At 64.2% G+C, this 22,387-nt stretch carries 21 protein-coding genes; 10 read left to right on the plus strand and 11 right to left on the minus strand.

Going from position 1 to position 22,387, the window contains the following annotated elements:
- Positions 1 to 131: 131 nt before the first annotated feature.
- The 4 genes from HAP54_RS03720 to HAP54_RS03735 form a co-directional block, all read right to left on the minus strand.
- A complete protein-coding gene (locus tag HAP54_RS03720) occupies positions 132 to 488 on the minus strand; it encodes a hypothetical protein (protein ID WP_166298798.1) in 357 nt (118 codons plus the stop codon).
- A gap of 24 nt (positions 489 to 512) precedes the next feature.
- On the minus strand, positions 513 to 1,490 hold the full coding sequence (locus HAP54_RS03725) for a hypothetical protein (protein ID WP_166298799.1): 978 nt from the start codon (positions 1,488 to 1,490) through the stop codon (positions 513 to 515).
- Positions 1,430 to 2,581, minus strand: a complete 1,152-nt coding sequence (locus HAP54_RS03730; protein ID WP_166298800.1) for a hypothetical protein — start codon at positions 2,579 to 2,581, stop codon at positions 1,430 to 1,432. The genes HAP54_RS03725 and HAP54_RS03730 overlap by 61 nt, the downstream gene beginning before the upstream one ends.
- Before the next feature lie 236 nt (positions 2,582 to 2,817).
- Complete coding sequence (locus HAP54_RS03735) at positions 2,818 to 3,732, minus strand: LysR family transcriptional regulator (RefSeq protein ID WP_166298801.1); 915 nt, start codon at positions 3,730 to 3,732, stop codon at positions 2,818 to 2,820.
- 123 nt (positions 3,733 to 3,855) lie between these two features.
- Between HAP54_RS03735 and HAP54_RS03740 the strand changes: the two genes are divergently transcribed.
- The 4 genes from HAP54_RS03740 (at position 3,856) to HAP54_RS03755 (ending at position 7,200) form a co-directional block, all read left to right on the plus strand.
- Positions 3,856 to 4,608 (plus strand): SDR family NAD(P)-dependent oxidoreductase, encoded by a 753-nt coding sequence (locus HAP54_RS03740; protein WP_029079271.1) that lies wholly within the window; start codon positions 3,856 to 3,858, stop codon positions 4,606 to 4,608.
- A 76-nt stretch (positions 4,609 to 4,684) separates the two neighbouring features.
- Positions 4,685 to 5,383: a pirin family protein gene (locus HAP54_RS03745; protein WP_166298802.1), complete on the plus strand. Its 699-nt coding sequence runs from the start codon at positions 4,685 to 4,687 to the stop codon at positions 5,381 to 5,383.
- Between the two features lie 87 nt (positions 5,384 to 5,470).
- Complete coding sequence (gene wrbA, locus HAP54_RS03750; protein ID WP_166298803.1) at positions 5,471 to 6,070, plus strand: NAD(P)H:quinone oxidoreductase; 600 nt, start codon at positions 5,471 to 5,473, stop codon at positions 6,068 to 6,070.
- 182 nt (positions 6,071 to 6,252) lie between these two features.
- The gene (locus HAP54_RS03755; protein WP_166298804.1) at positions 6,253 to 7,200 is read left to right on the plus strand and encodes a DUF5996 family protein; all 948 of its coding nucleotides are present in this window, start codon (positions 6,253 to 6,255) and stop codon (positions 7,198 to 7,200) included.
- 52 nt (positions 7,201 to 7,252) lie between these two features.
- Here HAP54_RS03755 and HAP54_RS03760 read toward each other — a convergent pair whose 3' ends face one another.
- The 4 genes from HAP54_RS03760 to HAP54_RS03775 form a co-directional block, all read right to left on the minus strand.
- Complete coding sequence (locus HAP54_RS03760) at positions 7,253 to 8,587, minus strand: IS1182 family transposase (RefSeq protein WP_166202952.1); 1,335 nt, start codon at positions 8,585 to 8,587, stop codon at positions 7,253 to 7,255.
- A 73-nt stretch (positions 8,588 to 8,660) separates the two neighbouring features.
- Positions 8,661 to 9,607 (minus strand): IS630 family transposase gene (locus HAP54_RS03765; protein ID WP_166298805.1). Its coding sequence is split into 2 segments (ribosomal slippage): positions 8,661 to 9,268 and positions 9,268 to 9,607, totalling 948 coding nucleotides; the frame shifts between segments, so codons are not numbered across the junction.
- A gap of 118 nt (positions 9,608 to 9,725) precedes the next feature.
- Complete coding sequence (locus tag HAP54_RS03770) at positions 9,726 to 10,916, minus strand: GNAT family N-acetyltransferase (protein ID WP_166298806.1); 1,191 nt, start codon at positions 10,914 to 10,916, stop codon at positions 9,726 to 9,728.
- A 28-nt stretch (positions 10,917 to 10,944) separates the two neighbouring features.
- A complete protein-coding gene (locus HAP54_RS03775) occupies positions 10,945 to 11,892 on the minus strand; it encodes a cupin-like domain-containing protein (protein ID WP_166298807.1) in 948 nt (315 codons plus the stop codon).
- Between the two features lie 193 nt (positions 11,893 to 12,085).
- On the opposite strand from HAP54_RS03775, the gene HAP54_RS03780 reads away from it, so the two are divergent.
- Positions 12,086 to 13,177 (plus strand): glycosyltransferase, encoded by a 1,092-nt coding sequence (locus HAP54_RS03780; RefSeq protein WP_166298808.1) that lies wholly within the window; start codon positions 12,086 to 12,088, stop codon positions 13,175 to 13,177.
- Here the strand turns inward: HAP54_RS03780 and HAP54_RS03785 are convergent.
- Positions 13,174 to 14,487: an O-antigen ligase family protein gene (locus tag HAP54_RS03785; RefSeq protein ID WP_166298809.1), complete on the minus strand. Its 1,314-nt coding sequence runs from the start codon at positions 14,485 to 14,487 to the stop codon at positions 13,174 to 13,176. The genes HAP54_RS03780 and HAP54_RS03785 overlap by 4 nt on opposite strands.
- Entirely contained in the window at positions 14,484 to 15,479 is a 996-nt protein-coding gene (locus HAP54_RS03790) for a glycosyltransferase family 2 protein (protein WP_166298810.1), read from the minus strand. The genes HAP54_RS03785 and HAP54_RS03790 overlap by 4 nt, the downstream gene beginning before the upstream one ends.
- 407 nt (positions 15,480 to 15,886) lie before the next feature.
- On the opposite strand from HAP54_RS03790, the gene HAP54_RS03795 reads away from it, so the two are divergent.
- Entirely contained in the window at positions 15,887 to 16,975 is a 1,089-nt protein-coding gene (locus tag HAP54_RS03795; protein ID WP_166298811.1) for a radical SAM protein, read from the plus strand.
- A gap of 76 nt (positions 16,976 to 17,051) precedes the next feature.
- Here HAP54_RS03795 and HAP54_RS03800 read toward each other — a convergent pair whose 3' ends face one another.
- Positions 17,052 to 18,020, minus strand: coding sequence for a hypothetical protein (locus tag HAP54_RS03800; protein ID WP_166298812.1), 969 nt, complete (start codon positions 18,018 to 18,020; stop codon positions 17,052 to 17,054).
- 418 nt (positions 18,021 to 18,438) lie between these two features.
- On the opposite strand from HAP54_RS03800, the gene HAP54_RS03805 reads away from it, so the two are divergent.
- Genes HAP54_RS03805 through HAP54_RS03820 form a run of 4 tightly spaced genes read left to right on the plus strand, consistent with a single transcriptional unit; the run spans position 18,439 to position 22,370 of the window.
- The gene (locus HAP54_RS03805; RefSeq protein ID WP_166298813.1) at positions 18,439 to 19,365 is read left to right on the plus strand and encodes a DUF6492 family protein; all 927 of its coding nucleotides are present in this window, start codon (positions 18,439 to 18,441) and stop codon (positions 19,363 to 19,365) included.
- The gene (locus HAP54_RS03810) at positions 19,359 to 20,801 is read left to right on the plus strand and encodes a lipopolysaccharide biosynthesis protein (protein WP_166298814.1); all 1,443 of its coding nucleotides are present in this window, start codon (positions 19,359 to 19,361) and stop codon (positions 20,799 to 20,801) included. Before HAP54_RS03805 ends, HAP54_RS03810 begins: the two co-directional genes overlap by 7 nt.
- Positions 20,802 to 20,805: 4 nt before the next feature.
- Positions 20,806 to 21,621, plus strand: coding sequence for a class I SAM-dependent methyltransferase (locus HAP54_RS03815; RefSeq protein ID WP_166298815.1), 816 nt, complete (start codon positions 20,806 to 20,808; stop codon positions 21,619 to 21,621).
- The gene (locus tag HAP54_RS03820) at positions 21,618 to 22,370 is read left to right on the plus strand and encodes a polysaccharide deacetylase family protein (RefSeq protein ID WP_166298816.1); all 753 of its coding nucleotides are present in this window, start codon (positions 21,618 to 21,620) and stop codon (positions 22,368 to 22,370) included. The genes HAP54_RS03815 and HAP54_RS03820 overlap by 4 nt, the downstream gene beginning before the upstream one ends.
- Positions 22,371 to 22,387 lie beyond the last annotated feature (17 nt).

Genomic DNA, 22,387 nt, shown 5'->3' on the forward strand with positions numbered 1-22,387 from the left:
GATCGCGATGCCGCGGTCAAAGCCGCGGCTGGTCGCATCGTGCAGGAGCGGGACGCCGATCTCAAGCGTCCCGCTTGCCGCATCCGATGCGGCCTGACCGACGAGGAGGATCATGCCTGCCAGATTAGGTCCTAGTGCTTGCGCGACGCCTTCCGCGTCTTTGCGACGGATCGCTTCCTGGCGGCGCCGCGCTTGGTTGCGGTCTTCTTGCTGACAGCGGCGCGGCGGACCGGAGCAGCTGCAGCCGGACGCTTGCGCGCCACCGCCTTCTTGAGCGGTTTCCTGGCCGTATTCCTGGCTGCCTTCTTGGCCCCTTTCTTCGCCGCCTTCTTCGCAGCTTGCGGGCGTGCGCGTCGTGCCGTCGTCGCGCTGCGGCGCCGTGCACCGCCGCTGCCTCCGATCGGAACGATGTGGTCGTCGGCATCCAGCGTGAGCTGCTGGAGCGGATATGCCGGCAGGAAGCTCGGGTCGTTGTAGAGCTTGCTCAAGCTGTCCCGGTCGAACTTGCCGCCCTACCCGCGGTCCTCGCCGGCGCCGGCGCGCCAGGCGGCCTCCCAGACCCGGGCCAGGGTTTTCGCGCCGTCCTGCATGCAGGCCGCCGTCGCATCCTTCAGCTTCGACCACAGCGTTTCGACCTGGCCGCTGCCCATATGCGAGTTGAACAGGTTGACGATGGTCATCGGCGGCAACCGCTTCACGGTTCGCTGCATCAGCGCAACCACGGCGACCGCGGCGTCGCGCCCGGTCGGCGTTCCGTCCGGCGCAATCTCCGCGACGTCGCTGGTCCTGGCATCAGGGATCATCTTGATGAAATCCTTGCCGTGGCGGCCGATCATCGTGGTCTCGTACACGCTGTGCACCTTGGCGTGCGACTTGTCGCTCGGATCGAGGCCGTGGTGGAATTGCGAGATATGCAGCGGCTGGCAGGCATCGCCGATGTAATGCGCGACAATTCCGGCGGCGCAGACGAACTCCAGCTTCTTGTTGGCGGCGGCGTACTCGACCATCTCGTCGAAGATCTGCCAGACCCGGAACGGCAAGGCACCGCGCCGGTCCTCGCCGATCCCCTGGTAATAGTCGTTCCAGACCTTCGGATCGACGTTGCGCGTGGACTCGGCGCAAAGATCGAGCAACGTCTTGCCGTCGCTGCCCGGCTTGTCCATGTCGGCGAAATGGTTGCTCTCGTCGGTGTGCCGGGTGAAGCGCCAGACCAGGTCGGCGACGTCGGCCAGCGGCGAGAACGTGCCTTTCTGATGCGGCTTGAGGTCCTGCAGCAGCTTGTCGTCGAGGCCGATATTGTCGGAGTTGGCTTCCATCATGGTGGCGAGCTTGGAAAGCTTCGCATCGATCAGGCCGGTCGCGTAGGCGCCGATCTTGACGTGTCCCCATTCGCCCCAATACTCGGTATGACGGGCGTTCCAATCGCCGATCAGCTCGACGTCGAGCTCGCGGCACAGTGTTGCCATGCAGATGCCGAGCGCGACCTGCATCGGGACCTTGCCGCCCGATCCGAACAATTCCTGGCCGCCCCATTCCAGCGCCACAGGGCTGAGGATGCGCGCGCCGCCGGCGTTCTTCTTGGCGTCCGGATCGTCGAGAAACCAGACCGTGCCGGAGTCGCCGGGATAGTTGTTGAGCGGCGTGTCGCCGTCGCGCGACCGATCACGAAATCGCTGACATACTCCAGGCCGCCGACGGTCTTGTAGCGATAGAACAGGCCAAGGATCTTGCCCTTCATCAAGCCGCTGGTCGCACCGAAGGCAATCAGCGGCTGGTCGATGATGTCGAGACGGAAAGTGCCGACATTGAGATCGACAACGTCGCCGACCTGGCCGACGCCGTAAACCTGCGCGGTCCAGCCCTTGACGTCATCGACGCGGATCAGTCCGGCATCGAGATTGGCCACCACGCGCGAGCCGGGCCAGCCGGGATAGACCTCGCTGAAGGCGCGCTTGCCGAGTTGCAGCGTATCGCTGACTCCGAGACGCCGATCCGTGTTCTTGAAGCCGGCAAAGATCTCGCGTCCGGCCGCGCCGACCACGTGACGGTTGGACAACGCAAACACCGTCTCGCCATTGGTGACCAGACAGCCGATCGAACCGCGATGGATCTTGCCCTGGATCGTGGTTTGAACCGGAAAGCCGCCGCCGACCAGATCGCTCTTGAACACCGGCGGGTCGACGGTGCCGGGGCTTTCCTCGTTCGGATCGACCTTGACCACGCAGGTGGGCACGACACGGCCATCCGGCAGATACAGGAACGGCGGCACCAGCTGATCCTGCTTCTCCGGATGGTTCTTCAGCTCCGAGCGCTTCATCCAGTCGCGGACAAAGACCAGGATGCAGGGCCACGACCAGTCCTTGACCGACGAATTGAACAGCGTGCGCGGTCCGAGCGCCTGCGGTTTGGAGTGGGCCTTTCTTTCCGTCGCGTTGCGATCGTTGTCGCGGATCAGATAGCGGCCGATCGCAGTGGCGTAGACCGACTGCAGATGGGCGAGATGCACGTGATAGGCCTCGCGGGCATCGAGCAGGTCCTTCACCGACAATGACGTGAAATCATGCTTGGTCAGGTCAATCATCTGGTTCCTCCGAAAATGCGCTTTGTGGCAACACCGGCTCAGGACGCAGAAATAGACGATCGCAGCCGCCCGCGATCGTGGGTTAGTTCACACAAGTTATACAATTTAAAAGGGATGACACGAATGTGACGGGTCACACGGCCTTCGGCCGGTCCGCCTGCGGAGTTCTATTTCCGCTGAGCGTGCCGCTCTATTTCCGCTGAGCGCGGCCCTCTATTTCCGCTGGGCGCGGCTCTCTATTTGCGCTGCGCGCGCCCTTTGGCGAAATGCCGGGCGAGGAAATCCGCCAGCACCTCGACACGGGCGGGCCGCGGGCCGCCGGGCGGGGTGACGAGATGCACGGCGCCTTCCGGCTGCTTCCAGCCCTTCAGGATCACCTCGACCTCGCCGCTTGCGATCGCATCGCCGACGATGAAGTCGGGCAAATCGGCGATGCCGAGCCCGGCCAGCAGCGCCGGCATCACGGCCTCGCCATTGTTGACCCTGAGCTGGCCGGCGGGCCGCACGCTCGCCTGCTCGCCCGACGCGTTGGTGTAGTGCCAGACGCCCTGGGTCGAGAGATAGGCGTAGCCGAAGCATTTGTGCTCGGCGAGATGCATTGGATGGGTCGGCTGGCCGTGGCGCTTCAGATAGGACGGTGCGGCCACCGTGTAGCGCGGCATGCCGCACAGCCGCCGCGCGATCAGGGACGAATCCGGCAGCCGCGCGATGCGCAGGCCGGCGTCAAAGCCCTCGCCGATCAGATCGACCGTCGCGTCACTCAGATGCAGGTCGATCGCGACCTCCGGATAGGCCTCCATGAACTCGGGCAGCAGCGGCGCCACCGTCTTGATGCCAAAGCTCATCGGCACCGCGAGACGCACCAGGCCGCGCGGCGTGGTCGATTGCGCCAGCGCCTCGTTCTCGGCGGCCTCGCCATCGGCCAACAGCCGCGCGGCGCGCTCCGACAATTTCTGGCCGGCATCGGTCAGCGCCAGCCGCCGCGAGGTGCGGTTGAACAGCCGCGCGCCGAGCCGCTCCTCCAGCCGGCTGACCGCCTTGGACACCGTCGCCTTGGACAACGAGAGCTCGGTCGCGGCCGCCGCAAACGACCGTAACTCCACGACTTTTGCGAAAATCGCGAGCGCCTCGAAGTCCGGAAGTTTCGCCATGGGCCGCTGTCCTGCTCAATAATAGAAACAATGAGTTTCAATAGTTTCTATTTCTATACCACAGCTGGAGGCATATCCAAGTGCCATCAAGTTCAACCGCACTTCAATCGATGGAGAAATCCAATGACCAAGAAGCTCTCGGGCAAGGTTGCCCTCGTCACCGGCGGTTCGCGCGGCATCGGCGCAGCCAGCGCCCGCGCGCTCGCCGCGGAAGGCGCTAACGTCGCGATCAGCTACGTCGCCTCTCCCGAGAAGGCCGAGGCCGTCGTCACTGAACTGAAAGCCAAGGGCATCAACGCCCGCGCCTACAAGGCCGACCAGGCCTCGTCATCCGATGTCGACCAGCTGGTGAAGACGGTCGCCAAGGATTTTGGCCGGCTCGACATCCTCGTCAACAATGCCGGCGTCGCATCCGGCGGTGCGGTCGACGATCCCAAGGCCGATACCACCACGCTCGCCCGCCAGGAAGCGATCAACATCGACGGCGTCATCACCGCGATCCGCGCCGCATCGAAGCTGATGGGTGAAGGCGGCCGCATCGTCACCGTCGGCTCCATGCTGGCCGACCGCGCCTCGTTCCCGGGCCTTGCCGACTACGTCGCCACCAAGGCGGCCGTCGTTGGCTACACCAAGGGCGCGGCGCGCGACCTCGGACCGCGCGGCATCACCGTGAATGTGGTGCAGCCCGGCTCGATCGACACCGACATGAACCCGAAGGACGGCGGCGAGTTTGCCGAGACGCAACGCTTGCAGCATGCGCTGCAACGCTTCGGGCGGCCGGAGGAAGTCGCGGCCGGCGTCGTGTTCCTTGCGAGCCCGGACGCCTCGTTCGTGACCGGCACCGTGCTCAACGTCGACGGCGGCTTCGGCGCCTGATCGCAGAATTTTCTGGAGACGCCGGGTGAAGCCCACCCGGCCGCTCCGCAACATCGAAAATCAAAGAGGAATAACCATGATCGAACTGAGACCATTTGCTGAGCTTGGCGGTGCCGACCACGGTTGGCTGAAGGCGAAGCATCACTTCTCGTTTGCGAGCTACTACGATCCCGACAATGTGAGCCACGGCGCGCTCCGGGTGTGGAACGATGACGAGATCGCACCCAACTCCGGCTTCCCGGCGCATCCGCATGCCAACATGGAGATCATCACCTATGTCCGCGAAGGCGCGATCACGCACCAGGACTCGCTCGGCAACAAGGGACGCACCGAAGCCGGTGACGTTCAGGTGATGAGCGCCGGCAGCGGCATCCGCCACTCCGAGTACAATCTGGAACCGTCGAAGACCAAGATCTGCCAGATCTGGATCGAGCCGACGACGAAGGGCGGCCATCCGACCTGGGGCTCAAAGCCGTTCCCGAAGGCGGACCGCTCGGGCAAGCTCGTCACCATCGCCTCCGGTATTGACGGCGACAACGACGCGCTCCCCATCCGCGCCAATGCGCGGGTGCTCGCCACCACGCTGAAGGCCGGCGAGAGCGCGGAATATTCCGCCGACAAGGCCCGTCACCTCTACCTGGTGCCGGCGGCCGGCAGCATCGAGGTCAACGGCGTCCGCGTCAATGCACGCGACGGTGCCGCGATCCGCGACGAAGCCAAGCTGAAGATCACCGCGCTCGAAGATGCCGAGCTGGTGCTGGTCGACGCCGCCTGATCACCACTCACCCATGCGCGGACGGGTGTCCGCGCATGCCCCTCCCCCAAACCAACTCCCCGATCCTCAACCTAAAAGGAGGCCATCATGGCCAAGGTTCTCGTCCTCTATTACTCCGCCTACGGTCACATCGAAGCGATGGCGAATGCCGTCGCGGAAGGCGCGCGCGAAGCCGGCGCCACCGTCGACATCAAGCGCGTGCCCGAGCTCGTGCCGGCCGAAGTCGCGAAAGCCTCGTACTACAAGCTCGACCAGGCCGCGCCGGTCGCAGAGATCAACGATCTCACCAACTACGATGCGATCATCGTGGGCACCGGCACCCGCTTCGGCCGCATGGCCTCGCAGATGGCCAACTTCCTCGACCAGGCCGGCGGGCTGTGGCTCAAGGGCGCGCTGAACGGCAAGGTCGGTGGCGCCTTCACCTCAAGCGCGACCCAGCATGGCGGCCAGGAGACCACGCTGTTCTCGATCATCACCAACCTCCTGCATTTCGGCATGACGGTGATCGGATTAAACTACGGTTTCGCGGGTCAGATGAAGCTCGACGAGGTCACCGGCGGCGCGCCCTACGGCGCCACCACCATCACCGGCGGCGACGGCAGCCGCCAGCCGAGCGAGAATGAGCTCGCCGGCGCACGCTACCAGGGCCGCGCGATCGCGGAGGCTGCCAGGAAACTGCACGGCTAAGCTCCACGGCCAAGCCTCACGGTTGGGTTTCACGCCTGGCTGGAGGGCTATGCGATAGGGCGGCAGTCGCTGAAGATTGCCGCCCAATCTGCTGCTTTTGGAAGCGATGATTCCCGAGGTCATCGGGACTATTTTCGTGATATGCCGCAAGGCTTCTTGTCGGCGCAGCCCTGGGGTTTGCCATGACCAACACACAGAAGACCCGCTGGCCGGAACTGCCGACCGCGGCGTGGCGCGACAGCTGCGCTACGGTCCAGCTCTTCACCCAGATCGCCGGCAAGATCCGGCTGGCGAAATCGCCCTGGCTCAATCACTCCTGGCACGTCACGCTCTATGTCACGGCGCGCGGGCTGACGACCTCGCCGATCCCCGACGGCGACCGCACGTTCCAGATCGACTTCGATTTTATCAATCACATGCTCCGCATCTCGACCAGCGACGGTACCGAGCGGCAATTCGCGCTGGCCGGTCAATCGGTCGCGAGCTTCTACGCGGCGACCACGACCAATCTGAAGGACCTGGGAATCGACGTCGTCATTGACGAGATACCGAACGAAGTCGCCGACCCGATCCGCTTTTCCCAGGATACGCAGCATGCCTCGTACGACGCGGATGCCGTGCGCCGCTTTCACCAGATCCTTGTGAACTGCGACCGCGTGTTCAAGCAATTCCGGACCGGCTTTCTCGGCAAGGCGAGCCCGGTGCACTTCTTCTGGGGCAGCTTTGATCTCGCGGTGACGCGCTTTTCCGGCAAGACGGCACCGCGGCATCCCGGCGGCGTGCCGCATTTACCCGACGAGGTGGCGCACGAAGCCTATTCGCACGAGGTCAGCAGCGCCGGCTTCTGGCCGGGCGGCGGCGCAATCGATTATCCCGCATTCTATTCCTACGCCTATCCGGAACCCGCGGGCTATCGCAGCACGCCGGTGCGGCCCGACGCTGCATGCTTCAGCGAGGCACTCGGCGAATTCATCCTGCCCTATGATGCCGTGCGGACGGCTGCAGATCCGGACAAGGCGCTGCTCGAATTCCTGCAATCGAGCTATGAGGCGGCGGCCATCAACGCGAACTGGGACCGTGCTGCGCTGGAATGCGCGCCGGGCCAGCCGGGCGTGGTCAGAGGGGTCTAGGAGCCCGTCCAGATATGTTTTCGTGACGGGCATTTGTTGTAGAGTAGCAGGCTCAGGCTGCGTTTGCGAGGTTGAACAGCTTGAGGAGGTTATGGACGGTGCAGATCATTGTCCACTCGGCGCGCACTTTCTCGATGCCCCGCAACAGGAACTGGCGGAAGCCTCTTGCCTGTTTGATCTGCCCGAACACCGGCTCCACCACTTGCTTTCGCAATCGGTAGGGTGTTTCGAAGCCGCCATCGTCGATCTTCTTTCGCATGGCCTGTGTCAGCGGGCCGCCGACTTTTCCGTTCGCTACTGTCGGGTGCTTGGCGCGTCCGGGCGCGACATAGCCATCGATGCTGCGTGTGTCGAGCGCTTCGAGATTGGCTTCGCTGCAGTAGCCGGAATCCGCTGAGGCCTGCCGCGGCTTGCGGCCAAGATTGCTCTCGATGGCCTCGATCAGGGGCACCAACTGGCCCTGATCGCTGCCGTGCTGGGTCAGTTCTTGCGCGACAATGATCTGGGCATGTGCATCGACGGCCGCCTGGGCATTATAGGCCTGAACGAAGCCATCCTTCGACTTCATGATGCGGCTTTCCGGATCGGTGAAGTTGCGTTGCGCCTTGGGATTGGGTTCCTCCGATGGCAGCGCCGCCGGTTTGCCCGGCTTCTTGCGGCCTTCGGCCTGGCGCTGCTGTTCCTTTTCGGCCTCGATGCGGCGCTCTTCCTCCGCCGCCAGTTTGGCGTCCGCTTCCAGCGCCGCCATCGCTTGCTGGATCTTCGCCAGCCGTTTCTGCTTGTCGACGGTCCAGTCCGGCAGTTCGTCGCTGTTGCCGAAAGTCTCATCCTCCGAGGCATCCGCCGCCTCGGCGGCCGCCAGCATGCGAGCGACCTCGGCCTTCAATTCCGCCTCGCGCTTCTTCATGCGCTCATAACTCATCGCCTTGTGTTTCGACGCGTTCGCCTTGATCTTCGTACCATCCAGCGCGACATGACCGAGCTTGACCAGCCCGGCCGTCTCGCACAACTTCAGAACCTGCACGAATAGCGCGCCGAGCGCCTTCAAATGTCGCTTGCGAAAGTCGCTGATCGTCCGAAAATCCGGCGCATCCAGCGCCACGATCATCACAAAATCGTTCCGCTCCCGGCAGGCCTTGGCAATCCGACGCGACGAATACAGCCCACTCGCATAGCTATGCAGCAGCAGCGCCACCATCATCCGCGGATCAAACGGCGGCTGCCCAAGCCCGCTCACATAGCTGCCCATGATCTCCCTGAGATCGAGGCTCTCCCGCACCAGATCAACCATAAACCGCGAGACATGGCCTTTCGGCACGAAGTCCTGCACATTCGGCGGCAGAAGCAGCGTCTGATCGATGTTCCAAGGCCGAAAATACTTGCTCATCGCCCAATGTTGAATCAGACCCGACCAGATTTGAACAGCGACTATCCAGACAAGCTCCTAGAGCATTTTCCGATCACGTTGCGTCGTAACCAGCCGCGACGAGATAATTTTGGCATTCCTCGGGTGAGAAGCGCTTGAGAGCGTTGGCGATTGCTTGCCAGAGATCGGGCATGGTGCGCGCTGCGGCGGCCCGCAACAGGGCTTTCAGTTTAGAGAAGGCCATTTCGATCGGGTTGAAGTCTGGACTGTAGGGCGGAAGATAGAGCAGGCTTGCTCCGACCGCCCGGATGGCCTCTCGAACGCCATGGACCTTGTGAGCGGGCAAGTTGTCCATGATAACGGTATCGCCCGGCTGCAGCGATGGGGCGAGCAATTGCTCGACGTAGGCCAGGAAAGCGTCGCCATCCATTGGACCGTCCAGAACAAGCGGCGCGATCAGACCGTCGGAGCGCAATCCAGCGGTGAATGTCGTCGTCTTCCAATGTCCGTGTGGGATAGCTGCACGACATCGCTCGCCGCGTGGCGAGCGGCCGTAAAGCCGCGCCATTTTGGTGTTGGCGCTGGTTTCGTCGATGAAGACGAGACGCTCAGGGTCAAGATCGATTTGCCCTTCGAACCACTCCTCACGCGCGGCATTTATATCGCCGCGCCGTTGCTCGGCGGCGTGCGCTGTCTTTTTTTAAGTGTGATCTTTCTGCGCTGGAAAAAACGCCAGAGCGACGCGATGCCAGTCGATATTCCACGACGTTTCAACAGTTCTCGCAACTCGGCGAGCGTGATATCCGGCTTCGCTGTCACTGCCTCCAGAATCAATTGCGAATGCGCTTCGATGCGCTGCGATTTGCGGTCACCGCCCTGGCGTTTAGGAACGATGTCGCCAACTTCCTTGAGGCGACCGCGCCAGCGGATCGCACTGGCCGCGCTGACACCAAAGCGCTCAGCAGCCTGTCGACAGGACATGCCACCGTCAATCGCGGCTATCACCCTTTGACGAAGATCAACCGAAAGCGCCCTGGCCATACATGCTGGCCTCCCTCGCCAGCATGCAGCTTGAATCTGACTCGCGCCGTTTTGGGAATCCCCACCCGATTCATTCCGGTCGGAAAATGCTCTAGCGCTGGCGCGCCGCACCAGTGGCTCAGTCCTCCTCGCGCGACGGCGTCGACTTGCCGAGCGCCTCTTTCAGCCGTGCTGAGAGTTTTGGATAGTGACGCACCGCCAGCACGGCACGGTCACGCAGCGCCTTGGGTTGTCCGCGCCAGCTCAAGGCGGCACCAAGATCGACCAGCGACGTACGCTGCGGTCCGAAACGCCGCTTGTAGCTGTAATTGCCGACCGAGAACTCGAACTCGCGCACGCCGTCCTTGTGCAGCGCCTCGATGGTGCGATCGATGATCAGCCGGCCCGGCGAGCACATCGACCACTTCTCGCCCGCATTGCTGATGCGGATCATGATGTAGCGCGAGCCGGTGCGGATGCCGAGCAGCGTCGCCACCACCTCGTCGCGCGTCGTGAGCGCAGTCATCAGCGCATAGCCGCGGCCGGTGCCCTCGCGCACGAGGTCGCGATAGAGGGCGGTGGAGTCCGCATTGTCGAGCACGTAGTTGAGCCCAAGGCCCAGCAGCCGATCGCCCTGCTGCGCCTCCGTGACCGAAAGAAGCTGCAATGCCTGGTCGGTGTCGGCAGCGAATTTGAAGGCGGCGGACGGCTCGCGGGTGAACACGCGCCAGCTCCGTTCCAGTTCCTTGCGGACCTTGCGGTCCAGCTCGTAGCGCCAGGCGTTGTGGTCGTTGCCAATGGTCAGCAGATTGCCGTTGACGAGCGACGGCCCGATGCCATCGAGCAGCGCCAGCGGATTGGATCGCGCCGCGAGCCTGACCGGCATCTTGCGAAAACGAATGAGGTCGGCACCGCCCTGCACCTTGCGGAGCGCCGCCTTCAGGTCGCGCCAGAACTGCCTGGCGGCGACGTCGTCGCGAGGGGCGGCCGGGCCGAGCAACGGCGCGTTGAAATCGGTGAGGTTGAGATCGGCGAATTCGATGATGCGGAGGCTGGCGTGGCGGTGACGGATCAGCGGCAGCAGCGCGGCGCGCTCGCCGGTCGCAGCATCGCTGACGATGGCGATCAGCGGCTCGACGCCGTCGGTCGTGGCAAAGGCCCTGTACCACGACGTGTACCATTGCGGATGCTGGAACGCGGTGAGCGGATCGAATGCCCCCCAACGGGCGGCGGCCTGCGCCCAATCGTCAACCAGCTCGACGCGATAGCCGACCGCATAGGAGGAGACCCGCGCCCCGGATTTCTCAACCGCTGTCGTCAATACCGTCATTCCAGCACCTGCCTCCGGCGCAGCTCGCTTACGCCGCTTCCAACGCCGCCTTGGGCAGGTCGACGATCTTGCCGAGATCGCTCTCGTCGAGACGGAAATCGATCGTGCGCCGCACCGCGCGTTCGCGCTTCACCCATTTACCGTCGCGCAGCAGCTTCTGCATCACCTGCTTGGCGAAGAAAGTGGGACCGCGGATGCTGCGGCTGCGCGGCGCGTAGCCGAAGCGGTGACGCAGCATGCCGTTGGCGAGGTGCAGGATTTGGGCACGGCGGATGTCGTCGTTCACATAGGAGATCGTCATCGAGATGTTGACGGTGTCGAGATTCTCGACGCGGTGCGGCGCATTGAGCGGCCAGTTCAGCATCTGGCCGGGTTCGAGATCGATCACCTGTGCGTGCCAGTCGTACCAGGGCTCATAGGGGATATCGACCTCGACATCGAACAACGCGATGTTCTCCAGATGCTCGGGCCGGATGAACGGCTGCGTGTTGGGATAGATATAAACCCGCTTGCGGCCGGCGATCTGCACCAGGCCCTGCCCCGGCAGATCGGCGTGGTAATAGACCTGCGCGTCGGGCGACGAAATCAGGATGCCGGCCTGATGCGTCGGCGCGTCGAAACCCGGGACCTTGGCGGCGATCTCGCCGAACATCCGCTCGATCATGTCGCGGTAGCGATGATCGACCGCGGTAACGTTGTGCAGGTTCAGCCACAGGCCGCCGCGCGAGATCGCCTCGATCACCTGCTGGCCGCGCAGCCTGCCGATCTCGCCCTCGCGCCAGACGCGGCTCGATCCCCTGGCGCCGGTCTTGACCAGGCTGTAATGCTCGCGCGGATAGCGCTCGATCAATTTCGCCAGGTCGTCCAGCGAGAACGCCGGCTGCTTGTGCATGGTGTGCTCGAGCCGGATCGGCTGATGGCTCCAGAGCTTGGAATGGTTGTCATCCCAGTTCGTGAAGATCTTGCCCGTCGTCATGGTCGCACTCCTGGCTGCTGCACCGTTTCGCTTCATCCGATGTCCCGTTCCGGGACGCGCCGGCAGCTCTTGAGCGGGAATTGGCAAGAAGGATGCCGTCGCGTATGTCCGCGCGGTTACCCGAAGCTAATGTCTCGCCGATATGGCTAACCGCGATTTTTCCGGAGCCGGCCGCCAAGGCCGACAGCACTGAATGGCCGAAAAACCCCGATATCGCGCGCTGTTTCTCGGCGCCGGACCGCAGATGCACTGCGGCGTCGGGCAATTCACCCGCCTGCTGCAGCAGACGATCGAGAAGATCGAGCCCGGCGCTAGCACGGCGTTAACCCTGACCCAGACCGACGGCAGGATCGCCGAGACCTGGCGCGCGGTCGGCAGCGCCGACAGCGTGGTCTGCAACTTCCCGATCGTGGCCTGGAAGCGGGTGATCCTGCGGCCGCTGCTCGCGCTGCTGTTCGCCCGGCTGCGCCGCCGCAAGGTCGTCCTGATCCAGCACGAATGGGCCGGCCTCAACGGCATCAGGCGGCTGACCTATATCCCGGCATTGTGGCTCGCCAATACCATCGTGATGTTCTCGCCGCTGGTGCGCCGCGAGCTCGCCGACGATCCGATCATGCGCGGCATGGTGCGGAAATGCGTGCTGGCGCCGCTGCCGCCGAACATCGCAGCGCCGGCGGACACCGCGGATTCGATGTTGCTGCAGCGGCTGGTCGCGGCACGCGGCGACGGCCAGCTCGTCATCGGGCATTTCGGCTCGATCTATCCCGGTAAGCAGCCCAACGGGTTGCTCGAGATCGGCGCGATCCTGAAGCAGCGGGGCTTACGTCCGCTGATCGTCTATGTCGGCTCCTTCATCCGCGGCGTCGAAAATATCGAGCAGAAATTCCACGTCCGCGTTGCCGAACTGGGCCTGAAGAGCGACGTCATCGTCTCCGGCTACGTCGCTTCCGATCTCGAGGTGTTCGGCCTGCTCAACGAGATCGACGTGTTCTGCTACTTCCTGGCCGAGGGCCTGAGCGCGCGGCGGTCGAGCATTCTGGCCTGCGTGCAGTCGGGCCGGCCGCTGATCGTCACCGGCCCGGCACTGCCGGACGAGTTCGATCACCATCCGCGCTTCAAGGAGCTGATCGACCGCGGCGCGATCCTTTTGGTACCGCGCGACGCCGACAGCGCGGCCTATGCCGACCAGATCGTCGCGTCGCTGAAGCGGCCGACCGCGCACGTGCCGTTCGATTTCGAGGGCTGGTGGACGGACGTCGCCAACGCCATTCGCGCACAGCTCTAGGTTCGCATCCGGAACCGGGCGAGATAATGCAGCCCGAACACCGCGATCAGGAACGTGACCCAGATCGTATCGGCGCGATCGAGGAAGAAGCTCTCCATCGACGACAGATAGAGGCGGAGCAGCCAGATGCGCAGGAACAGCATCGTCAGCGGCGCATCATTGCCGCCGGAATCCGCGGCCTGGAAGTCGCGCAGCGGCTTGATGACAACGGCCGCGATCAGCAGCACGAGCCCCGGCAGGCCGGTTCCGAGCGCGGTGTCGAGATAGCCATTGTGGCTGTGTGAGGCGTAGCCCGCCCACTCCTTGCCTTCCTGCAGGTTCTGGATCGCGTTGCTGCCCCAGAACGACCCGAAACCATAGCCGGTCCATAGCCGCTGGTGCAGCGAATCGAGCGCGAACGCCCAGATGTCGGCACGGCCGGTGAAGGAGGTGTCGAGCGGCATCCGGTCGGCGATCGCAGCCAGCGTATCGCTCATGACAGTGCCGACGCTGAACAGATTGAGCAGCACGAGCGGCGTCAACAGCAGCAGCGCCCGCCCCCACAGCGAGCGGATCACCGGCAGCAGCGAGGTCAGCAGCAGCACCGCGACGCACAGCACGATCGCGCTCTTGCCGGCGGTGAAGAACAGGAAGATCGCGGCCAGCACCGCGACGGCGATGCCCGACAGCCAGCCGCCGGCCCGCATCAGGTAGATGCCGAGGAAGATCAGCATCGCCATCATCGCGGCGGCGACGTTCTTGTGGCCGAACGCGCCGCGCCAATTGCCGGCGAGCGCCGGCTCCTGCGGGTCGGTGGCCTGGTGGATCGACAGATGCGGCGCCAGGAAGACGCCGAGATAGCAGGTGACGAGCAGCACCAGCGCGGCGATGCCAAACCAGCGCATCAATTCGCTCTGCGACTTCGGCAGCAGCAGCAACGTCGCCGTCACCACGATGACGAACACCGAGAGCGCCAGCCGGCGCAGCGAGGTGGCCGGATCGAACGACAGCACGACGGTGACGCAGATCCAGCCCGCGAACAGCAGGAAGGCCGGCGTCAGCAGCGACTTCAACGCCGGCAGATTGTCGCGCAGGGTCAGCGCCAGCATCGCGACCATCAGCACGCCGAACAGGCCGTAGAGAAACGCTTCCTTGCCCGAAGTCACCTCGCCGACATAGAAGCCAGAGAGATCGGCGAACGGACGCAGCCAGATCCAGACCAGCAGGAGAATGCCGATGAAGAAAGCGCAGCGGACGATATCCATCACCGGCCGCCGCGCGATGTCGGCGATCAGCGCCCGGCTTTCGGCAGTGACGGACAAATCGCTCACGACGCGATCTTGGAGGCCGCGTAGGGCTGCGGCTCGATCCCGAGCACCGCAAGCGCGCTGCCGACGGCGACCACCATCGGATGCATCGCGATCACGGCCTGATGCTCGCGCAGCACGATGCGCGCGAAGCGATACAGCGAGAACGGCACGAGGCCGAACATCTTGGCCTTCACGGCCGCACGCGACCACACCGTCTGCGCCGCCTTTCGCTCGATGTGATAGTTGATCGCACCGATCCGCAGGCCGCGCCGCACGATCCAGCCGAGGTTGGTCCGGGTCGAGGGCACGGTCTCGCTGATCGCGGCCTCCGTCACCCAGAAGAAGCGGAAGCCCGCGCGGCGCGCCCGCGCGAAGAAATCGTGGTCGCCGCCGCCGAGGAAGTTGAAGCGCAGGTCGAAGGCAGGACTGCCGAGCCGCTCGAACACCGCGCGCCGGATCAGGCAATTGCCGCAGCCATAGATCACCGGGACCGGGCCGCTCGCAAGATAGGCCGGCGCGAATGCCGGATGGCGCTTGAGCCCGCCCTTGTGCTTGTCGTCGAAGTCAGGCCACACCGGCCCGCCGATGATGTCGGCGCCGGTGGTCTCGGCCGCCTGCACCATCCGCTCCAGCCAATCCGGCGCGGCGACCTCGTCGTCGTCGATCATCAGGAAATTCCTGGCGTTCGGGAATACCTCGAGCGCAGTCTCGAACGCCGCGTTGATCGCCTGGCAATTGCCCTGCCGGGGTTCGACGATGCAGATGCCGCTCAGACGCCCGGAGTTGAGGAACTCGGCCGCAACCGGCGCGCTTTCGCATCGCGCGGCATCGTTCTCGACCACGACCACCGCGAAGCCGCGTTCGGTGCGCTGCGCCGCGACGGATGCCAGCGTCAGCCGCAGGTGCTTCGGCCGGCGGAAGCTCGGAATGCAGATGACGGTTTCGACGGAGCAATCTAGCGCGGGCGAGGCAGTGACCCAGGCGCGTTCCACGGCTGCAAGCTCTGTCGACATCTCGATGCCCTCCTGGCAATCGCGATCCGCAAAGCGCGCATCATCCCGGCACGGATCGGAATGGGACATCGCCGTCCCAAAGTGACCGACACTGGCGGCAATACGGTCGCGGATCGAACGTTACGGCGACCTCATGGCAAAATCCGCTCCACAAGCGAGGCGCGTTACCGCGACTTCGTCACAAGGTTAATTTGAAGTCTAATGAAGCAATTTACGCGAGGAGACGGCCGCGCGAGAGCCATGGCTCGCGATCGCGGCTACGCCGTTAGCGAGTCCTTATGGTTAAGGGCCGCCACGCGCTGGCGAGGCGCGCTTCAAGTCTCCGGCTGGCATCCAATTTGCTGATGAACCTATAAATCGTCCCTCGATCCGACCGCGGCACCGATAACAACCATCTGAGGTTCACCTTGAAAGCCCTCGACCTCGTCTCGCTCGGCACCAAGCATGTCCGCAACGCCCTCTCGGAAGAGCTCTATCTGCGTACCGGACGCGACGTCACGCGCCCGGCCGCGATTTTCGCGGAGGTGGTCGAACGCTGCAATTACAAGTGCCGCTATTGCGACTATTGGCGCCGCCCGAACTACCGCGACGAGATGTCGATCGGCGAATGGCAACGGGCGCTCGCGAGCCTGAAGGAATTCATCGGCGCCTATCACGTCGAGTTCGCCGGCGGCGAGCCCTACATCAAGAAGGGCTTTCTCGATCTCTTGCGGTTCTGCCGCGACAACGACATCCATTGGGGCGTCACCACCAACGGCGGCGCCTATCTCAACAAGAAGATCGTCGCGCAGACCGTCGAGGCGCGCCCGTTCAACATCAATATCTCGATCGACTCGACGGACCCGACGATCCACAATTACTCGCGCGGCGTTGAAAATTCGCTGAACGACATCGTGCAGGGCATCCGCAACGTCGCCGAACAGCGCCGCACCGAAGGCCTGGACTTTCCGATCATCATCAAGCCGGTCGTGCACAAGCTCAACTTCCGTCGCCTGCCCGAGATGGTCGACTGGATCCAGCAGATCGGCGCCACCGCGCTGAGCTTCCAGCCGGTCGAGCAGGGCACGCAAGAGGTCGAGGACGAGTTGTGGATCGGCGAGAGCGAGATCGACGATCTCATCAAGGTCCGTGACGAGCTATTGCGGTTGAAGCGCGCGGGCGCGCCGATCCTCAACGGCGAGGCCGTGCTGCGGGCCTGGCCGAACCATTTCCGCCGCGAGAAGGCGCCGAAGGAAGTGATGCCCTGCCGCGTCGGCATGCGGAACTACTTCATCCGCTCCGACGGCCGCCTCGAAGTGTGCTGGTTCTTCAAGCCGATCGGCAACGTTCGCACCCAGACGGCACGCGAGATCTGGTACAGCGAGGAAGCGCAGGCCCGCCGCAAGGAAACCATCGCCTGTGACAAGCTCTGCCTGTTCACCTGCCTCGCCCAGCGCACGCTGCAGGACAAGCTGAAAATGGGCCTGACGCTGCTGACCAACACCAAGGCCGCCTGACGCCGCAAGAGAGAAACAACAAAGCGCGATCGGACCACGGGACGGATCGGGCTTTTGTGTGAACGGACGCAGCCGGTCAGCCCGCAAACAATCTTCGGAACAGGCTGGCGGATTCCGGGAACTGGCCGTTGTCGATCCGCGTCGGCCACAAGCCATCGACATCGAAATAGGCCGCATAGGCGATGGCGGCCTGATTGGCGGCGAACCAGTCGTGCATCTGCTGCACGAAACTGGCGTTGTCGCCGGAATGGCCGACGCCCCATTCCGGATAGCTCATCAGCTTGCCGTGCTTTGCCGCGAACGCGCGTTGCCATTCCAGGCCGAACGGAGCCTTAAGATAGGAATTGGTCCAGCGCTCGGCCGCGCTACTCTCCGATTTGAAGTCGTAGACGTCGAGGCCGATGAAATCGACGACGTCATCGCCGGGATAGGCTGTAGCGGCCGGCATGTCCTGCGGCCCCCAGCCCGGGCACCAGTCGAACTTGAAGCTGCTTGAATGCCGACGGAAGATTCCCACCACACGGCGGAACGCCTTGACGTAGTCGTCCTCATGCCCCCCGGCGAACCAGCCCATGTTGGAGATGTTCATCTCCCAGCCGAGGCGAATGATCGCCTTCGGATGTGCTGCCGCGATCGCGAGCGCGGCCGCCTCGAACTCGGCGTCGTGCGCGCCGCCGGCGACATCGGCGAGCGGCGTGCCGGTGATGGTGAGCGGCACCGACCAGACCACATTGCGCGCCGGATTGAGCTTCTTCCAGAGCCCGGGCACCCAATCCAGTTTGTGAAAATCCTCCCAGCTGGCCTGACCATAGAAGTCGACGCCGAGCACCGACGAGCGCGGCCGACCGAGCCATGTCTCCCAGGCCTGCAGCACGTGCTCGCGGCCGGTCTCGCCCCAGTTGACGAACGCACCGGCGAAGCGTGCTGAATTCGACCCAAGCCACGACCGGCCTGACGGAGCGGCGCGCGCAGTCGACAGTCCGCTCAGGGCAAGCGCCGCGACGGCGAAGACGCCGCGCCGCGTGAGTCCGCGATCAGTTGGCATGACGTGCTCCGACAAACTCGCGCGCAGCGCGCGTCCCAAAAGCGCACAGCGCCGACAGCGCGGCTGTCTCGAAATGGACTGATGGCGCCGCCTGCGGTCTGACCGCGCCGCTCGTCCGCTGGAAATGCCACCAAATCTGCATGCGCACCTGCCTGCGCCGACCATGTCGGCCTTCGAGCCAGCAACACTGCAATATCCGGGCAACGTCGCGATCCAGCGTCAAAATCGCGCAGCCGGACGTTTCCTTCCGATCCGTTAACCGATGCTGCGCGCCGCCATTTACCATTGCTTAACCATCAGCGCCGTCGATGGGGTCATCAAAATCCTCCGGCACCGATCTTGCTGAACTGGGGTTCAGGACAAGTCTGGCGGCCACGATGTTCCGCCTTGAAACGGTGACGCCGGAGAGAGTTACAAGATGAACCCTGTCGCGTTGCTGACCCCGACCTACGGGCGCGATCTGGAAATCTGCACGCTGCTCTGCGAGAGCGTCGATCGCCACGTCACGTCCTTCTCCAGGCATTATCTGCTTGTGCCGGATTGCGACCTGCCGCTGTTCGCGCCGCTCGCCAGCGAGCGCCGCATCATCATCCCCGCCTCCTCCTTCCTGCCCGACTGGCTGCGGCCGCTACCGCGCGTGATCCAGCGCAAGCGCCGCCAGTTCTGGTGGTCGCTGCGCGCCAAGCCAGTAAACGGCTGGCACGTGCAACAGATCCTCAAGATCGCGGCGACGATCGCGCTGCCCTACGAGCGGTTCTGCATCCTGGATTCCGACATCGTGTTGTTCCGCGATTTCGATCTCGCGCGCTTCCAGTATCCGAACACGATCCCGCTCCTGAAAATGGCTGACGCCGTCACCGCCGACCAGCCGCGCCATTCGCGCTGGCTCGCGACCAGCCACCAGCTGATCGGCCTGCCGACGCCGCCGTTCCCGGCGCCTGACTTCATCGGGCACATCATCTTCTGGGACAAGCAGACCACCCGCGCGCTCGCCGAGCGGATCGAGGCCGTCACCGGCATGAGCTGGATCGAGGCGCTGTGCCGGACCCGCGAGTTTTCCGAATATCTGCTGTACGGCTTCTTCGTCGAGAACGATGAGGCGTCTGCCTTGCGTCACTCCATTGTGCCGAAGACGCAATGTGTCAGCTACTGGGATGATCCGACGCTGAGCAAGGACGAACTGACCCGGCTGCTGCTCCGTGCCAACAGGGACGACGTCGCGTTCTCGATCGCGTCGTTCTCGGGCACGCCGGTCGCGACGATTCGCGAGGTGGTGGCCGAGAGCGACGCCATCCTGGGCTCAATGGCGGCCACACGGCCTGCGGAGCTCGCCGCATCATGCTGATCGGACAGGCCAGCATCAATTTGACCGCAAACGTGCTCTCAGCGCTGCTCGGCCTGCTCAGCGTGTACATCTTCACGCGGCTGTTCGCGCCGCATGATTATGGCGTCTACCTGCTGGGTGTCGGCTTCGCCTCCGTCATCTCCGTCTTCCTGGTCGGCTGGTTTCGCAACCTGATCCTGAGCGGCCACGGCCGTGACGACGGCACCGATGTCCGCGGCCCGGTGGCGTCGGGCTATCTGATTTGCTGCCTCACCGCGCCGATCGCCTATCTGCTCGCCCGTCTCGTCGGCCTCGATGGGACCGCTGCGCTGGCCGCGGTCGTTCTCGCAATCGCGATCGGCCTGTTCGAGCTGACGCAGGACCTGCTGCGCGCCCGGCTGCAGGCACTCTCGGTGATGAAGGCGACGCTGGTCCGCGCCGGCGCCCTGCTCGGCTTCGGCGCCGTCGTCGCGCTGGTCAGCCCGACCGGCATCCTGCTGCTGCTCGCGGCCGCCGCGGCCTATCTTGTCGCCGTGATCGTGCAGTCGCGCCGCGCATGGCGCGGCACCATCGTGAGTTTCGACCGCACCGACCTGCGATCGCTGGCCCGCACCGGCCTGCCGTTGACCGTCTCGCTCACACTGCTTGCGATCTCGAGCGTGACCGACCGCTTCATGATCGCGAACCTGATCGGCGCCGCCGATGCCGGCAAATATGTCGCGGCGCTCGATCTGGTGCGCCAGACCCTGATGATGCCCGCGATGAGCATGGCCGCAGCGTTCTTCCCTATGGCCGTGCAAATCCAGGCACGGCAAGGGGACGCCGCGGTCAGGAGCCACCTCGCCGACTGCCTCGAACTGCTCGCCGGCGTCACGCTGCCGGCCTGCCTCGGCTTTGCGCTGATCGCTCCGCATGTCGCCAACATCATCCTCGGCGTCGATTTTCGCGCGATCGCGGGCGAGATCATGCCGATCATCGCGATCGCCGTACTGTTCCAGGTGCTGACGCAGCAATATCTGCATGCGAGCTTCCTGCTGTCAGGACGCAATTCCTTCTATCTGATCAACACCGCCTCGATCATCGCGGCGAATGTGATCCTGTCCTACGCGCTGGTCAGCCTTGACGGCACGGTCGGCGCGGCCTGGGCGCGGCTCGGCGCCGACATCACCGGCTTTGCCTGCGCCCTGATCCTGAGCCGCTCCGCTTTCCGGACTCCAATCCCGCTTGGCCGCCTCGCTTTGATCGTCATCGCCGCACTCGCGATGGCGCTCACCGTCGGCGCGCTGGACCGCGCTCTGCACCTCGCCGATCTGCCCGCCAGCATCGTGCTGATCGGCGCGGGGTTCGCCGTCTACGCCGCGCTCTGCTGGCTGTTCGACATCGCGCGCCTGCGCAGCCGGCTGAAGCAGGGCCTCGCCAAGTTCCGTACCAAATTCGCAAACAGCAATGTCGGGTGAGCCGATGAACAAATCCCTTGCGCTTGCTACACGTCCTGCCTCGCGCGCCGAAATCGCGGCGCCGGTTCCCGCTGAGATCCATCCGGAATCGCTGCTCGCCCTGCCGCCCGGCGAGGCCAAGCAGAGCCTGCTCACGGTTCACAGCATCCTTGAAGCCCGGTTGCCGGCCGGGCCGCTGTCGATCTACGAAGCCGGCGGCGGCTCGACCAGCTATCTGCCGCTCGGCGTGCTGCGCCGCGCGCATGTGACCGTCGTCGACATCGACGCCGATCAGATCCGCAACAACACCTATGCGCAGGAAGCCGTCTTGGGCGACATCCAGACCTATCGCTTCCCGCCTGAGCGATTCGACCTGATCATCTGCTACAACGTCATCGAGCACATTCCCGATGTGGAGGCCGCGCTGAGCGGCTTCTGCGAGGCGCTGAAGCCGAACGGGCTGTTGCTGATCGGCGCACCGAACCCGAAGTCGCTGTCAGGCATCGTCACGAAGTATTCCCCGCACTGGTTTCACGTCTGGTTCTATCGCACCATCCGCGGCGAGAAGAATGCCGGGCTACCGGGCGAGGCGCCGTTCCCGACCCATTTCCATCCGATGGTGACGCTGACCAATCTCGAAGCGTTCGTCGCCGACCGCGGGCTGCAAGCCATCTACCGCAAGAAATACGAGAGCCCGCGCTATCCCGAGATGCGCCGGCGCAAGCCTGTTCTCGCGGCCGTGATCGACGCGGCGGCGAGGGCGATGAATGCATTGCTGCCGGGCAAGATCGACGTCCGGCACGGCGACTATCACGTGATCTTGCGGAAGCTCGGATCATGAACGCACTGTGGTCAGAAGCCAGGGTCAAGGTCAGCCATCGGCTGGCGATGCATGTGCAGGTCGAGCGTTTCCGCCTGAACAATGCGACGCCGATGGTGACCTTCACCTTTGATGATCTGCCGAAGAGCGCGGCGACGTTCGGCGCCGACATCCTGGAATCCTACGGCGCCCGCGGCACATTCTACGTGTCGGGCGGATTGGTCGGGCTCGACGCGCCGGACTGGAGCAGCGGCAGCGCCGACGATGTCGTCTCGCTACATCGCCGCGGCCACGAGATCGGTTGTCACACCTTCTCGCACCGCCGCGCCTGCGATCTCGACGAGACCTCGCTGGCCGCGGAGATCGCGCGCAACCGCACCTATTTCCATTCGCTCGATCCGACCATGCCGGTCGAGACCTTCGCCTACCCGTTCGGCTACGGCTCCTATGCTCGGAAGCACCAGCTGAAGTCCGAATTTCGCACCTGCCGCAGCATCGTGCCGGGCGTGAACAGCGGCGAGGTCGATCTGCAATTCCTCCGCGCCATGCCGCTGATCGACCGCCAGATGCCGCGCGAGCGGATCGACATGGCGTTCGCCGAGGCGGCAAACATGAACGGCTGGTTAATTTTCTACAGCCACGACGTCGCCGACGTGCCGAGCCTTTACGGCTGCTCGCCAGATCTCATGACCTACGCGCTGGAAGCCGCGGCGCGGCGCAATGTCCCTGTCTTGACGATGGCGGAGGCATTTCGATGCGGCCGCGCTTAAACCCTTTGTTTGCCTTT

This window comes from Bradyrhizobium sp. 2S1 (assembly GCF_011516625.5).
In the GTDB taxonomy this organism is placed as follows: Bacteria; Pseudomonadota; Alphaproteobacteria; order Rhizobiales; family Xanthobacteraceae; genus Bradyrhizobium; species Bradyrhizobium septentrionale.

Coding starts and splice junctions, on each gene's coding strand:
- HAP54_RS03740 (WP_029079271.1), top strand. CDS start 3,856: ATGACCAAGAAGCTCTCGGGCAAGGTTGCCCTCGTCACCGGCGGTTCG.
- HAP54_RS03775 (WP_166298807.1), bottom strand. CDS start 11,892: ATGACGACGGGCAAGATCTTCACGAACTGGGATGACAACCATTCCAAG.
- HAP54_RS03735 (WP_166298801.1), bottom strand. CDS start 3,732: ATGGCGAAACTTCCGGACTTCGAGGCGCTCGCGATTTTCGCAAAAGTC.
- wrbA (WP_166298803.1), top strand. CDS start 5,471: ATGGCCAAGGTTCTCGTCCTCTATTACTCCGCCTACGGTCACATCGAA.
- HAP54_RS03820 (WP_166298816.1), top strand. CDS start 21,618: ATGAACGCACTGTGGTCAGAAGCCAGGGTCAAGGTCAGCCATCGGCTG.
- HAP54_RS03815 (WP_166298815.1), top strand. CDS start 20,806: ATGAACAAATCCCTTGCGCTTGCTACACGTCCTGCCTCGCGCGCCGAA.
- HAP54_RS03805 (WP_166298813.1), top strand. CDS start 18,439: ATGAACCCTGTCGCGTTGCTGACCCCGACCTACGGGCGCGATCTGGAA.
- HAP54_RS03770 (WP_166298806.1), bottom strand. CDS start 10,916: ATGACGGTATTGACGACAGCGGTTGAGAAATCCGGGGCGCGGGTCTCC.
- HAP54_RS03730 (WP_166298800.1), bottom strand. CDS start 2,581: ATGATTGACCTGACCAAGCATGATTTCACGTCATTGTCGGTGAAGGAC.
- HAP54_RS03745 (WP_166298802.1), top strand. CDS start 4,685: ATGATCGAACTGAGACCATTTGCTGAGCTTGGCGGTGCCGACCACGGT.
- HAP54_RS03810 (WP_166298814.1), top strand. CDS start 19,359: ATGCTGATCGGACAGGCCAGCATCAATTTGACCGCAAACGTGCTCTCA.
- HAP54_RS03725 (WP_166298799.1), bottom strand. CDS start 1,490: ATGCAGGTCGCGCTCGGCATCTGCATGGCAACACTGTGCCGCGAGCTC.
- HAP54_RS03780 (WP_166298808.1), top strand. CDS start 12,086: ATGGCCGAAAAACCCCGATATCGCGCGCTGTTTCTCGGCGCCGGACCG.
- HAP54_RS03755 (WP_166298804.1), top strand. CDS start 6,253: ATGACCAACACACAGAAGACCCGCTGGCCGGAACTGCCGACCGCGGCG.
- HAP54_RS03790 (WP_166298810.1), bottom strand. CDS start 15,479: ATGTCGACAGAGCTTGCAGCCGTGGAACGCGCCTGGGTCACTGCCTCG.
- HAP54_RS03760 (WP_166202952.1), bottom strand. CDS start 8,587: ATGAGCAAGTATTTTCGGCCTTGGAACATCGATCAGACGCTGCTTCTG.
- HAP54_RS03800 (WP_166298812.1), bottom strand. CDS start 18,020: ATGCCAACTGATCGCGGACTCACGCGGCGCGGCGTCTTCGCCGTCGCG.